The sequence below is a fragment of the Winogradskyella sp. PC D3.3 genome (assembly GCF_054366245.1).
This window is the reverse complement of sequence record NZ_CM135962.1, coordinates 4,125,386-4,139,316: the sequence shown is the minus strand read 5'-3', so window position 1 is coordinate 4,139,316 and position 13,931 is coordinate 4,125,386. Positions and strand designations below refer to the sequence as shown.

Annotated in this window: 9 protein-coding genes; 5 read left to right on the top strand and 4 right to left on the bottom strand. The window is 34.0% G+C overall.

Annotated features, from left to right (window positions below; genetic code table 11):
• Window positions 1-3: 3 nt before the first annotated feature.
• Window positions 4-1,158 (bottom strand): 5-(carboxyamino)imidazole ribonucleotide synthase, encoded by a 1,155-nt coding sequence (locus tag ACXGSQ_RS18395; protein ID WP_458627574.1) that lies wholly within the window; start codon window positions 1,156-1,158, stop codon window positions 4-6.
• A gap of 167 nt (window positions 1,159-1,325) precedes the next feature.
• On the opposite strand from ACXGSQ_RS18395, the gene ACXGSQ_RS18390 reads away from it, so the two are divergent.
• The 4 genes from ACXGSQ_RS18390 to ACXGSQ_RS18375 all read left to right on the top strand — a co-directional run bounded on the left by ACXGSQ_RS18390 (window position 1,326) and on the right by ACXGSQ_RS18375 (window position 4,799).
• A complete protein-coding gene (locus ACXGSQ_RS18390; RefSeq protein WP_458627573.1) occupies window positions 1,326-2,435 on the top strand; it encodes an adenylate kinase in 1,110 nt (369 codons plus the stop codon).
• Window positions 2,436-2,498: 63 nt separating this feature from the next.
• On the top strand, window positions 2,499-3,497 hold the full coding sequence (gene obgE / locus ACXGSQ_RS18385) for a GTPase ObgE (protein ID WP_458627572.1): 999 nt from the start codon (window positions 2,499-2,501) through the stop codon (window positions 3,495-3,497).
• Window positions 3,498-3,512: 15 nt separating this feature from the next.
• Window positions 3,513-4,226 carry an ion transporter gene (locus ACXGSQ_RS18380; protein WP_458627571.1) on the top strand — a complete coding sequence of 238 codons (714 nt, stop codon included), beginning with the start codon at window positions 3,513-3,515 and terminating at the stop codon, window positions 4,224-4,226.
• A gap of 48 nt (window positions 4,227-4,274) precedes the next feature.
• On the top strand, window positions 4,275-4,799 hold the full coding sequence (locus ACXGSQ_RS18375) for a DUF4136 domain-containing protein (RefSeq protein ID WP_458627570.1): 525 nt from the start codon (window positions 4,275-4,277) through the stop codon (window positions 4,797-4,799).
• Between the two features lie 12 nt (window positions 4,800-4,811).
• On the opposite strand, the gene ACXGSQ_RS18370 is transcribed toward ACXGSQ_RS18375, so the two are convergent.
• Entirely contained in the window at window positions 4,812-6,197 is a 1,386-nt protein-coding gene (locus tag ACXGSQ_RS18370) for a T9SS type A sorting domain-containing protein (protein WP_458627569.1), read from the bottom strand.
• A 2-nt stretch (window positions 6,198-6,199) separates the two neighbouring features.
• Complete coding sequence (locus tag ACXGSQ_RS18365; RefSeq protein ID WP_458627568.1) at window positions 6,200-6,685, bottom strand: hypothetical protein; 486 nt, start codon at window positions 6,683-6,685, stop codon at window positions 6,200-6,202.
• Between the two features lie 126 nt (window positions 6,686-6,811).
• Between ACXGSQ_RS18365 and ACXGSQ_RS18360 the strand changes: the two genes are divergently transcribed.
• A complete protein-coding gene (locus tag ACXGSQ_RS18360) occupies window positions 6,812-7,537 on the top strand; it encodes an SDR family oxidoreductase (RefSeq protein WP_458627567.1) in 726 nt (241 codons plus the stop codon).
• A gap of 125 nt (window positions 7,538-7,662) precedes the next feature.
• Here ACXGSQ_RS18360 and ACXGSQ_RS18355 read toward each other — a convergent pair whose 3' ends face one another.
• On the bottom strand, window positions 7,663-13,926 hold the full coding sequence (locus tag ACXGSQ_RS18355) for an alpha-2-macroglobulin family protein (RefSeq protein WP_458627566.1): 6,264 nt from the start codon (window positions 13,924-13,926) through the stop codon (window positions 7,663-7,665).
• Between the last annotated feature and the right edge of the window lie 5 nt (window positions 13,927-13,931).

The window sequence follows — 13,931 nt, the reverse complement described above, 5'->3', positions numbered from 1 at the left end:
TTTTTATTCGCTAATTACTTCGATTGTTTGTTTTACTTGTTCTGCTATTTTACGAGCAACAGTAATATCTTTATTTACAATAGTTACATGACCCATTTTTCGGAAGGGTCTGGTTTGTTTTTTGCCGTAAATGTGTGGTGTCACTCCTTCCATTGCAAGAATGTTTTCAATATTTTTATAAACCACGTTTCCAGTATAACCTTCTGCACCAACAAGATTTACCATCACTCCTGCAACTTTACTTGCTGTATGGCCTAGGGGCAAATCTAAAATACATCTAATCTGTTGTTCAAATTGTGAGGTGTAACTGGCTTCAATACTATAATGACCAGAATTGTGTGGTCTTGGTGCAACTTCGTTAACTAGGATGTCGTCATTTTCAGTCTGAAACATTTCCACAGCTAATAAGCCCACATGTTTAAATGCTTCAGCAGTTTTTAAGGCTACTAATTCAGCTTTTTTAGCAATAGCATCAGGTATTCTTGCCGGACAAATGACATATTCAACTTGATTGGCTTCTGGATGAAATTCCATTTCAACAACAGGATAGGTCTTAAGATCTCCTTGTGCGTTTCTAGCCACAATTACAGCCAATTCATTTTTAAATGGAATCAATTTCTCAGTAATACATTCCACATTTGGTAAATCCGTTAAATCAGAAAGATTTCTAACCACTTTTACACCTGTACCATCATAACCAAATCGTGCACTTTTCCATACAAAAGGATAGCTTAAGCCTCCATGATCTACAGCCTCATCAATTTCTGAGGTATATGCAAATCTTGTAAAATCTGCTGTCGGAATATTGTGATCGCGATAAAATAATTTTTGAGTGGCTTTATTTTGGATTATTCGTAATGTTTTAGACGACGGAAAAACTTTTACACCTTGCTTTTCAAGCGTTTCTAAAGCATCTACATTAACATTTTCAATCTCAAAAGTTAATACGTCAACCTGTTTTCCGAAGTTAATTACAGTGTCGTAATCTAATAAATCACCAACGGTGAATTCGTCGCAGGCTAGTCGTGATGGTGCTTCTGGGCTTGGGTCTAAGACGCAAGTGTAAATATCAAACTTACGTGTGTCGTATAGCATCATTTTGCCAAGTTGGCCACCACCAAGAATACCGAGTTTAAAATTAGAAGAAAAATAGTTCATCAATTTTTATTGTTCCCGTGCAAATGGGAATCTTATTTAAGATTAAAAATTCTGCTTTTCAATAGCAAAAATACGCTAAATATGGTATATAATTCGAAATTCGTAAATCAAAAAATGGTCAATCCTCGTTCAAATATGTATCTTTGCAATTCTAAAATAAAAAGAAAGTGATTAAGCTTCACGATTTATACTTTAAACCTTTTATCTCTGAACAAGAAATAGATGCTGCCGTCCAAAAGATGGTAGATGGTATTGCTGCAGACTTAGGTGATGAAGTACCCGTATTTATTGGTATATTAAATGGTTCGTTTATGTTAGTAAGCGATTTTGTAAAAAAATATCCCAAACCATGTGAAGTTACTTTTATTAAACTGGCCTCTTATGAAGGGGTGAAGTCTACCGAAGATATTCAACGCTTAATTGGTTTAACCCAAGATTTAACAGGGCGTACAGTTGTTATTTTAGAAGACATTATAGATTCAGGAAACACTTTGGAAGAAGTGCATCGTATTTTTGAAAACGAAAATGTAAAGCAATTAATTATTGCAACGTTGTTTTACAAACCCGAAGCTTATAATAAAGATTTTAAACTTCATTACGTCGGTATAGAAATTCCTAATAAGTTCATCGTTGGTTATGGACTTGATTATAATGGATTAGGAAGAGATCTACCAGATGTATATCAATTAAAAACAACACAACATATGACGAACATAGTACTATTTGGCCCTCCAGGAGCAGGTAAAGGAACACAAGCTAATTTTCTAAAAGAGAAATACGATTTAATACACATCTCTACAGGTGACGTTTTTAGATTTAATATTAAAAACGAAACCGCTTTAGGAATGTTAGCTAAGTCTTATATGGATAAAGGAGAGTTGGTGCCAGATCAGGTAACTATTGATATGTTGAATAAAGAGGTGGAGAAAAATGCAGGTGCTAATGGTTTTATCTTTGATGGTTTTCCAAGAACTAATGCACAAGCAAAAGCCTTAGATGCGTTAATGGAAGATAAAGATTCTCAAATTGACGCTATGGTGGCTCTAGAGGTTGATGATGAGGTTTTAGTAGAGCGTTTACTTAAACGTGGAGAAACGAGTGGAAGAACTGATGATGCGGACGAGAGTATCATAAGAAATAGAATAAAACAATACTATACAAAAACGGCTATTTTAAAAGATTACTATACCGATCAGAATAAATATTTTGGTGTTGATGGTGTTGGTAGTGTTGAAGCTATTACAGTGCGTTTAAGTTCTGTAATTGATAAATTATAAATTGCCATTCCTGTTAAAATAGGAATTAACTAAAAAAGATTCCCACTTTGGTGGGAAAGGAATATGACTGAAGGAAATTTTGTTGACTACGTAAAAATGCACGTATCTTCTGGAAACGGAGGAAAAGGTTCTGCGCATTTACATCGCGAAAAATATATACAAAAAGGTGGACCAGATGGAGGAGATGGTGGTCGTGGTGGCCATGTGATTTTACGAGGTAATTCTAACCTTTGGACACTTATTCATTTAAAATTTAAACGTCACTTTAAAGCAGGCCATGGAGCACATGGAAGTAGCGGAAGAAGCACTGGTGCTGATGGTGAAGATGTTTACGTAGAAGTCCCTTTAGGAACTGTTGTTCGTGATTCGGAATCGGATACTATTATGTTCGAAATCACTGAAGATGGTGAAGAACGAATCGTTGCACAAGGTGGTATGGGTGGACGTGGTAACTGGCATTTTAAGAATTCAGTAAATCAAACACCACGTTATGCACAACCTGGTATTCCTCATGAAGAAAGAGATATTACTTTAGAACTTAAAGTATTGGCTGATGTTGGATTGGTTGGATTCCCAAATGCAGGAAAATCTACTTTATTGTCTGTTTTAACTTCAGCAAAGCCTAAAATTGCAGATTATGAGTTTACCACCTTAAAGCCTAATTTAGGGATTGTAGAATATCGCGATTTTAAATCGTTTGTAATGGCAGATATTCCTGGTATTATTGAAGGGGCTGCCGAAGGAAAAGGTTTAGGGTATTACTTTTTAAGGCATATAGAACGAAATTCAATACTATTGTTTTTAATTCCTGCGGATGCTAAGGATATTGTAGAGCAATACGAAATTCTTGTAGATGAGTTAAGACGTTATAATCCAGAAATGTTAGATAAAGATCGCTTTGTGGTGATTTCAAAATCTGATATGTTGGATGACGAATTAAAGTCTGAAATATCTGAGATTTTAGATAAAAATTTAGAGTCTAAGTATATGTTTATATCTTCTTTAGCGCACCAAGGACTTACGGAATTAAAAGATGAACTTTGGAAGATGTTGAATGATTAACGTCTAAACCTCACAATGAAGGCCTATCTTAAAAATCTTGTAGAACTTAATGGCACAAAGCGCAGTAAGCGTTTTGCTTATTTTATACAATTTTTAATTATCTTTTCTGTGATTACGTTTTCTATAGAAACGTTACCAGATTTAAAGCCTCAAACAAAAGTGGTATTAAAGGCTGTAGAAGCGTTTTGTGTCATCGTTTTTACATTCGAATATGTGGCACGTATTTATGTGGCCGATAGTAAGCCGAAATTCATTTTTAGTTTTTTCGGAATTATAGACCTACTCGCAATTTTGCCATTCTATTTGTCTTTTGGAATAGACTTACGCTCATTGCGTTTGTTAAGAATGTTCCGATTATTTAGGCTCTTCAAACTTGTACGTTACAATAAAGCGATGCATCATTTTGCGAATGCGATGAAGTTGGCAAAAGAACAGATTATCTTATTTATGATCATTACATTGATGCTCATTTATTTCGCTGCGGTAGGTATTTATTATTTTGAAAATGAAGCACAACCAGAGCATTTTTCTTCCATATTCTCTAGTCTCTGGTGGTCTATTGTAACGCTAACTACGGTTGGTTATGGTGATGTATATCCTGTAACTGTTGGTGGTCGTGTCTTTACATTCTTTATTCTTATGATTGGTTTGGGAATTGTTGCTATTCCAACGGGTATTATCTCATCCTCTTTAACCAAGGCGGTTGAGCCTCAAGACGAAGAAGCTTAAGTTTTAAAATTTAGTCATTAGATTTGGTTATCTTTAAATAAAAAAAGGATGAAAAATTTTAAATACTTATGTCTCGCACTTTTTATAACCTCATGTGGAGCTGTAGTCAACTATGATTACGAAAAATCAGCTGATTTTAGTAACTACAAAACCTATAATTACTTCGGTGATATGCAAACGGGTTTAAGCCAGTTTGATAGCTTACGTTTAATACGTGCCATTGATGCTAAACTGACTACTATTGGACTCACTCGTTCTGATAATCCAGATTTTTATATTGATATTCAAAGTCAAGAACTGATGAACAGAAACACGCCTAATGTTGGTGTTGGAGTTGGTGGTGGCGGAGGTGGAGGCTTTGGAGGAGTCTCTGTAGGTGTTCCAATAGGTACAAATCAGAAAACAAGAGAGATTGTTATTGATTTTGTAGATAAAAAGCAAAATGAAAGATTATTTTGGCAAGCTGTGAGCAAGAGTAATTATAAGTTAAATGCTTTACCCGAAAAAAGAGAGGCAACACTAGTAAAATTAGTTGATAAGATATTTTCAGGATACCCGCCAAAAACGAAATAAAGGCCCGTCTATTTAATTTTTAATTAGCTTTTTACTCGTAATTAAAGTTTTGTTTGAATAAAAATTGGTGATGTATAAGCCACTACTTAGAGCACTAATGTCTATTGCTGTATTTTGATTATTAGAAAGCTGAGCTGATTTAATTAGCTTTCCATCTAGACTAATAATCTCTATAATAATAGCTTCGTTTAAGGTATTTTCTAATTTTAAATTTAGAATGGTTTGAGCAGGATTTGGATACATGGTTAAGCTAAAATCGTTAGCGGTAATATCTTGAATCCCTAAGGTGTTATCTATGGTCCAAGTTACAGTTGCAATATGAATTGTGTCATGGTTGTCAATATTAATTAAAGGAGTTGCGTCTTGCACAACAACCGTTAAATTATTTGTGTTAGTTGTTAAATCACTGGCTTCTAAAGTAACCGTGTCTGTGTTAGACGCAATGGTAGTACTATTTAATGTCCATGTACTTTCAATAGTATTCGTTGGAAGTGTTTGTATGGTGTTTAATTGAAAGTTTAGAGGAAAGTTAGGAGCGTTAATTGTCGCTTCCATAGGAGAATAAGAATCTATTGGAGAGATTAAATCGTGAATTTTTTCAATAATTCCTTCCTTACAAACAGAACAAAAATCATATCCAAGATAACGCATTTTACAAGATTGATGTGGTCGGTTCCAAGTAGCAGCCGTTCCTGAATTAGCATACGGAAAAATACCAATGTTGTTAGTGTTAATCCAGTTTTTCCATTTAACCAAAGTAGGGTCCGTTTGTTGCGTCATATTAATACCTTCTTCAGCAAGAATATCGCCAGGGTAATACTCGTCTTTTAGGTCTACAAAAGAATGACCTATTTCGTGGATAGCAATTTCACCAGCACTCGTTCCTGTTGACGCTATGGGAAATGGGCCACCACTACCTCCATAATAAGGCGAATTTACTAAAATAAGGGCTTGATCGTACTCAGGAAAATTATTCGCTAAAACTGTGCTAATTAAAGCCGTATTAGAAGTGTAGAGTAATCGGTGTACATCATAGCTGTCATAAGCCGTGCCGAAATAATTATCTACCGTTAGTATTGGAACAGTGACACTAGATTCATCTAACGCTGTTCCGGGATGGGTGGCACCGCTTTCGTTAGATGGTACTTTTATGATATAAACATTGAAGTAATTTTCATAGTTAGCAAATGGCTCTTGGGAGAACATGTCATTCATAAAATTATTAGCATCGGTTTCAAATTGTGACATTTCATTGGCTTGATACCCTTCGCTTAAAATTACAAGATTTATACGTTTGTCATTATCACCAGAACTTTTTATGCTTTGTACCTCAAAATTTTGAGCAAAAGTCAATTGGAAATGATAAGTAAAAAGGAATAATAGTAAGATTTTTTTCATGCTTATTTAATTTTTACAGTGTCCAATTGTTTTATTCCCGATGCTTTTATTTCATTAATTACAATATAGTTCGCTTTAGGTGGTAGTTGTAATTTAATAGAAAACTGTGCACTGTCTAAATCTAATATTTTTTTTTCAAGATTCCCTGAATCATTTATAAACTCTACGGTTTTTTTTAGTGGATCTTTTATTGAATATTCTTCTAATAAAGTGAAGTCTTTATCTAAAATGTGATATTCTAAATCCCCAATGCTGTTGTGCTTCTCAATAGGCTTTATTTTTAATTTGCCATCCGCCTGTATTTGATTAATTAACGAAATCATTGTTTCGGTATTCATACGATTAATAGTGTAATTTAAGAAAAGAAGTTTGGGATGTGTTTTTACAGGAACGGCTTCCGTAAGACCTTTTTGTTTACTGATACAAGATAAAAATAGCATTGCAAGAAGTAATGAAATTATGGGCTTTATGATGTGTAGCGTTTTCATCTATATAAACATTAGGTGTTTTGAAGGGGTAAAGTTAGATAATATAGCCGTTGTGCACAAAGAACAACTTAATTAACAATTTCCGATTTCTATTACAGTTTTGTAAATTTGGGTAAAAGAGAATATATGCAAGATTTAAAAGGAAAAGTAGCGCTTATTACAGGTGGTACCAAAGGCATTGGTTATGGAGTTGCTGAAGCTTTGCTTCGTCAAGGATTAAAAGTTGTTATTACAAGTAGAACAAAGACATCTGCAGATGAAGCTGCAAAAGATTTGGCTTCTAGAACAAATCGTGTTGGGTCGGTGATTGGTATTCAGGCCGATGTGAGGCAGCTTGAGAGTCAACAAAAGGCTGTTGCACAAGCTTTAAACACCTTTGGTCAGTTAGATATCGTTATTGCTAATGCGGGTTTAGGACATTTTGCTAGTATTGAAAACTTAACTGTAGAGCAATGGAATGATACCATAGATACTAATTTAACAGGTGTATTTAATTCAATAAAGGCTAGTGTTAATGCGCTCAAGGCATCTAAAGGCTATTATATTACAATATCAAGTTTGGCTGGTGCTAATTTTTTTGCAAGTGGATCAGCTTATAACGCAAGTAAATTTGGAGTTACCGGTTTTACACAGGCTGTAATGTTAGATTTACGTCAATATGGAATTAAAGTGAGTACCATTATGCCAGGATCTGTGTCTACTCATTTTAATGGAAATAAACCTACAGAAGAACAATCATGGAAAATACAGATTGAAGATATTGGTGAATTGGTCGTCGATTTATTAAAAATGAATCCAAGAACATTGCCTAGCAAAATAGAAGTGAGGCCAACGACTCCTCCAAATAAATAATTTAAAAGGACTCGTCAAAGTAGTTGTTTAAACGAGTTAGGTTATAAAGAAAAAGAGGTTTCAATTTGAAACCTCTTTTTCTTTATAATCAATATTGGGGCCTTTGTAGACTCTAGGTTTATAGATTAGTTTACAGAAATCCTTAAACCTTCACTATGACTACTAAACTCTGGTGCATACATACTCTGAATGGTGCTAATGCCATTACTCATATCACCAGCATTGTTTACGCGTAAATCATATTCAAAAACATAGACACCTTTTGGTAAATAATCCATAAAGAAATTGGTGGCTGCGTCTTTAATGCTTTCATAATACCCCAAGCCATCTTGCCATTTATATTGTGATAATACATTTATAGGTTCAAAACCTGCGGCACGCATATCTTTTAGATGCACAAATTCCATATTGCGATCCGAACGTAATTCTATTCTAACTCTAACCAAGTCACCAACTTTTAAGATTGTTTCCGGTGTGATTTCTGAAATTTCTTCACCTTTATCGGTATTCGATTTTAAGAACAACTTTTTACTTAACTTTAAAGGAGTTTCAGCTGAAGTTATTTTGTCTAAATCTTCAAAATATTGCCAATATAAAGCTCCCCAAGCAATACCTTCTCCTTTTTTAGTAATCGTTACATCAGCTTGTTCTGGTTTAATTTCAGAACCATTCCAAGAGGTTTTATAATACCCTGTGCCAGCTTCTACTTTTACGTTTTCTAATGCTGAAGGTGAAATAGTTTCATTACCAACTTTAACGTCTACTTGTTCTGTAACACTTAACCAATCGCTGCCTTGTAATAATAAAGCATATACAGCTTCGGTTGTAGCTTTAGTCGTTTTCCATTGATTGGTTTGCTTGTTCTTTAATAGCCAAATCTTTAAATTGTCGATATCTTCAAGATTCTTCGCTTCGTTTTGAATAATTTCTCCAGCCTCCGAAAAGACTTCAACCATTAAAGCTTGTGTTTCAATTGGTGCCTGGTACCAATGCCAAGAGTTCATATTTGCTAACCAATACATACCTAATTCCTCTGAAGTAATACTGTTTTCTTTTAATGATTTTAAAATCTTAGCTGCTGTTTTAGAATCGCCAAAACGATGCATGGTTAAAGCCATTAAGCCTTTCGCGTATATTGAACGCGATAACCAATATTTCTGAATCTGTCCTTGGTAATAATCCATGATGTTTTGAACCTCTTTAGAAGGAGTCATTTCAGAATAAAAACTTCGTGTGTATAAATAATGCAATTGGGTATGCGATAAATGATCTTTGTTTAAATCTGCATCCTTATTATACTTTCTGATGTCTTTATATTCTTTAACAAATTCGGCATCTAAATAGTCTATGGCGTTTTCGATCATAGAACCTTCGACTGCGCTCAGGCTGACATTTAGTTGTTTTAAATGCCCAAACCCAGCAATAATATGTTGGGTAATAAATCGATTATCACGACCACCATTAAACCAAGGCCAAGCTCCAGAACTGTGTTGGTTGTTCTTTAGTTTTCTCATGGCAGATTGCAATTCGTTATTCATCTTATTAAGATCGAATAACAACCCAATGCGTTTTTTCTGTTCTGTCTCAGATTCTGCATCACGAAGCCAAGGTGTTTCTTGAATCAAAAGTGATTTCAATTCTTGATTCTTTTCTAAATTTGAGAGCAAGGCATCAGTCGATTTCCATTGGTTAAAAACAGCTTCAATTCTTGGATTTGATTGTACAATGTGTTGTGCTAATGCATTTGCATAATAACGCGAGAAAGTCTGCTCATTACACTCATAAGGATATTCCATTAAATACGGTAAAGCCTGTACAGCATACCACGCTGGATTCGATGTCATTTCTAAGGTTAACTTATGGTGACTGAGCGTCGTGGAAGTCTGATTCTTCAACTTCTCTAAAGTAAACGTTTTGGTTTGGTTAGAACGAATCCACATTGGAAGCGTTTCCGTAACTAGCATTCTGTTAGATAAAACAGGTAAGGCATTTTGCTCACCATCACTATAATCGCCAGCTTTAGCAATAATTTTATATTGTACTGCTTGTATACCTTCCGGAATCTCTAAATTCCAAGTTACTTGTGTATTGCCTTTGGCATCAACTACAAAAGGAGAGGTGTTACTAGAATTTGAAAGTTCTGCATCAATGGACTTCCCGGTCACAGCATCAGTTAATATCAATTGAGCCATTCCAGATAATTCATTGTCGGTAAGATTTGCAATTTTAGTACTAATTGTAATTTGATCTCCTTCTCTTAAAAAACGTGGTGCGTTTGGTATCACCATTAATTCTTTTTGAGTTACAGCTTCCATCTGTGTCAAGGCACTTTCTAACGTTTTAGTATGCGCTAAGAGTTGTAGTTTCCATTTGGTTAAAGCTTCTGGTGCTTTAAAATTGAAACTTACGTTGCCGTCTTTATCGGTTTGTAATTGTGAAAAGAAGAAAGCCGTTTCGTTGAGGTTTTTTCGGACTATAATTTCTTGTAAGTCATTTGCACTAGCGCTAGTAGTTATTAGTATAACACCATTTTTACCTTTTGTTCCATATGCTTTCAGTTCTTCAATATCTTTTAAAACCTTAACTTCTAAAATGTCTGATGGATTTATTTTAGAGAACTCTTTTGAGCTAATGATTTTTCCATTTAAAACATATAAAACACTACCTCCAGTACCAGACATAGAAGCCACACCTCTAATTATTATACTAGCGTCTTGGCTAGGTTGACCTGATCCAGCAGATACACGTATGCCAGCCCCTCGGCCATTCAATATTTCGCTTACATTTCCAATAGAAACTTTGTTCACTTCCTCTGAATCCGCCATAATTTCCATAGCAAGAGGTGCGTAAGATTTATTCCTCTTCTTATAACGATAATGATTCCCAAAATAAAACCCAAACCAATTTAATGCATCGCGTCTTTGGTTTGGATAATAGCTAGAAGTATTAAAACTATTAAATAATTTAAAATTAGTATTCCCAAAACTTTGTCTAGAATTTTTGTTGATGCTTCCATAATAAACAGGATTCTTAATTGGGTTAAAATTCCAGTTATGTTCTTTAAAATTATCTAATGACGCATCGTACATACTTGCCAACAATTCCGCAGAAACTTTATCACCTTGTGGTCCTTTAATTTTAAAACTCCAAGTTTCATCTTGTCCTGGTTGTAATTTATCTCTAAAAGTGATGGTTTCAATGTCTAAATCCGTTTTTGGATATGGCACATTAACTCTAAAACTTTGCGATTTAAATTCATTAAAAGCAGCAAAAGACGTATGTACAACAAAGCCACCTAAGTCACTGTCTAAAACAGGAATCGAAATGGTTGCTTTCGTATTGTTTAGGGTAACTAACTGCGTCATTATAATCTTGTCGTCCTTTTCAATTTCAACCGTAACGGTTATGTTTTTTGCAGCAGAACCTAAAGTTAGTTTGGCCATAGAATTAATGTTATAACTAGTTTTGTCTAATTGCGCATCATATAATTGATTGTCAGCAACAGTCTTGTCTTTATCACTAAAAAATGCTATAAAAAATTGATCTTTTACAATTTGCCCAAATTTATCTTTGCTTTCTGCAACAATAATATATTGACCAGAATCCCATTTCTTAAGTTTTTTTAACGAAATGTTTTTTTTCTTTTCAGTATCAAATGTTGTACTAAAGACTTCAGCTCCTTTTTTCCAATTAGTTAATTGATTCTCATCATCGTAAGGGTCGTGCGGAAATAGTTTTATAAATTCTTCTTCAGAAAGCGTTTGGTAATCTGGTGCTTGCCAAGGTCTGGTTCTTAAAACACGGTTTGGTGCATTTAGTTTATAGATCTTTAATTCGCCTTTTGCGGGTGCAAATTCGCCATTTAGGTTTTGTGATGCTAAACTAATTTCTATTTCTTTTTGAGCTTTATCAATTTTTTGAGGCGCAACAATGTTTAGTGTCATGGCATGATAACCTACATTAACAATGGTAGACGTAGAGCGTGTTTCTCCATTAACATCTGTAACATCTGCGGTGATTTCATAATTAAAAACAGGAAGATTGTCTTTAGAAACACTTTCATCAGGAAGTGCTTTAAATGTAATTTCAAATTCTCCTTTAGCATTTGTTTTGGTCTCTCCAAAAGTGATTTCTTGGGCTTCCGCATTAAAATATGGACGTCTCCAATAATACCAACTCGGAAATCTTACATTTCGTTTTACACGATATGCTACTTTCGCATCTGTAATATTACTACCTGCAAAAGCGATTGCCGTTCCGTTTACCGTAATGCTATCGTTTACTTTGTAAGTTTCTGTAATCGGTTGAAATTCTGGTTTGAATTTTGGTCGTTTGTATTCTTCAACTGAAATATATGTGTAGCCGTAACTATGTGAAAACATATCAATGCTAAAATTACCAGTTAAGCCATCATTAGGTAAAATAAACTCACCATGTACTGAGCCAAAAGCATTGGTTTTTAATAAAAGTTCGCTTATAACTTCACCATTCACATTTTTCAATCTTAATTTTGAAACCTCATGAGCTGATACTTCCGTTTTTCCGTCTTTAGATTTGGTTGCGATACCTTTAAAATAAACGGTTTGGCCTGGTCTGTATATACTTCTGTCTGTGAATAAAAAGTTATGGTATTGTGTGTCGTTATTTTTGTTTTGGTCGTATTTTCTATTGATGTAGAAGTCTCCAAAGTAACCCGTTTCATCCTTAGTTTTAACCTTAATTTGAACATTTCTATAGTAGTTGGTGCTCTTTTTAAATTCGAACTTACCAAAACGATCTGTTGTAAAATACTTTGTTGAACGCTTATTATTTCTGTTGTTTGAATATGATAATTCAACATCAGCATAGGCTGAAGGTTTACCATTTTGTCTATGGATAACTTGATACAAATGTGTGTCATTTTCTGAGCTTTCAACCAATGCTAAATTTGTAGCTTGAATATGGGCTGTTGCAAAAACGTCATGTTCAGAATTTGTATTTGTTTTAATTAAGTATAGACCATTTTCTAGGTGTGGTAATACAATTTCTGTGCTGTGGCTTTGATAATCCCCTTCGGTTTTTAATGCTCTTGAAAATGTTTCAACAGGATTCAGTTTGTTGAAAAAATCACGCTTCTCTTTCGCTCTGTAAATTTGATTATAACGTTCTAATTGGTTTTGTGAAATTTTATATATATTAAAATCTAAAGCGTCTAAATTCTTGTAGGTCACTAAGATTTTTGAAGGAGCGTTACTACTAATAAATTCTTCAGTTTGTAATTGTAAATTAGCTTGTCGTATTTGCTCAATTAAAACCTTGCATTTTAGAGAACCAACACTATTTGGGAATTTAGAAATTGCCAAATTACAAAGTTGTAGTGCTTCTTTTAATTTCCAGCGGTTTTTGGTGTTGTCTTCACTGTCTTTAATAGTGTTATTGTAAGCGTTGCCTTGTGTATAATATACTGTAGCAATTTCAAAATCATATAAAGTCGATAATTCAGAAGATGCTAATGCGTTTGATTTAGACCTTAAAGTTTCCAGAAGTAAATGGTCTACATTAGAAAATACAGCATGTTGTTTTACAAAATTTAGTCGTTCAATGTCTATTTCTACAAAAGCTTTAGTCGCTTTATTCTTTTTATGAAACTTTATTAAATTTTGATAGATTTTTAAGGCATTGCGTTGAAGTGATAATGTGTCTTTAGATGATAAATCTATAGTGATAAAAGGTTCACTATCTGAAATAAATGCTTCGTTATCAATACTAAATTTGTATGCAGGCTGTGTAATACTATTTTCGTCTGTTTTATAAAAGTTTAGTGCATTATGACTTAATAAATCATATAATGTAGGGCGAAAGTCTTTAGAGTTTTCGGCTTCATTTAATAATAAACTATAGTTGATCAACGGTTCTTGTTGCAACAAAATACCATTTTCTAGAGAGCGTTGGTAATAGGTATGGATTTCATTAAAAATGGTTTCTAAATCCCAGGTTCTAAAATCATCGCTTACTTTTTCAGAGGTTTTAGTTCTATTGTAAAATTGGTAACGACTTTGTTGAAAATATTGCCAATACATAGTGGCTAACATATTTTCTAACAGATGTTTGGTAACCACGTTTTTTGTAATGTCGATTTCAGATTTAAAGCGATTTACAATGTGTAGTTGTGCATCTTCTTCAAGTACAAGCATGTATTTACTGATATGCAGTAAAGCTTTAATGCGTTGCTCCGTGTTTTCTGCTTTAACGGCTTTTTTGTAAATGTCTTCCGCTAAATCAGAAGCGCTTTTTGTGAGCCCTTCATTTTCTAGTTTAGTGACTTCTTTCCATTGATTTTCAAAATCATTTTGAGCGTTAGAAAAAGAAGCAAAACAGATGAGCATTAGTAGTGGTATATAGTTTTTCATGATTA

Coding starts and splice junctions, on each gene's coding strand:
- ACXGSQ_RS18370 (WP_458627569.1), bottom strand. CDS start 6,197: ATGAAAAAAATCTTACTATTATTCCTTTTTACTTATCATTTCCAATTG.
- ACXGSQ_RS18380 (WP_458627571.1), top strand. CDS start 3,513: ATGAAGGCCTATCTTAAAAATCTTGTAGAACTTAATGGCACAAAGCGC.
- ACXGSQ_RS18395 (WP_458627574.1), bottom strand. CDS start 1,158: ATGAACTATTTTTCTTCTAATTTTAAACTCGGTATTCTTGGTGGTGGC.
- ACXGSQ_RS18365 (WP_458627568.1), bottom strand. CDS start 6,685: ATGAAAACGCTACACATCATAAAGCCCATAATTTCATTACTTCTTGCA.
- obgE (WP_458627572.1), top strand. CDS start 2,499: ATGACTGAAGGAAATTTTGTTGACTACGTAAAAATGCACGTATCTTCT.
- ACXGSQ_RS18375 (WP_458627570.1), top strand. CDS start 4,275: ATGAAAAATTTTAAATACTTATGTCTCGCACTTTTTATAACCTCATGT.
- ACXGSQ_RS18360 (WP_458627567.1), top strand. CDS start 6,812: ATGCAAGATTTAAAAGGAAAAGTAGCGCTTATTACAGGTGGTACCAAA.
- ACXGSQ_RS18355 (WP_458627566.1), bottom strand. CDS start 13,926: ATGAAAAACTATATACCACTACTAATGCTCATCTGTTTTGCTTCTTTT.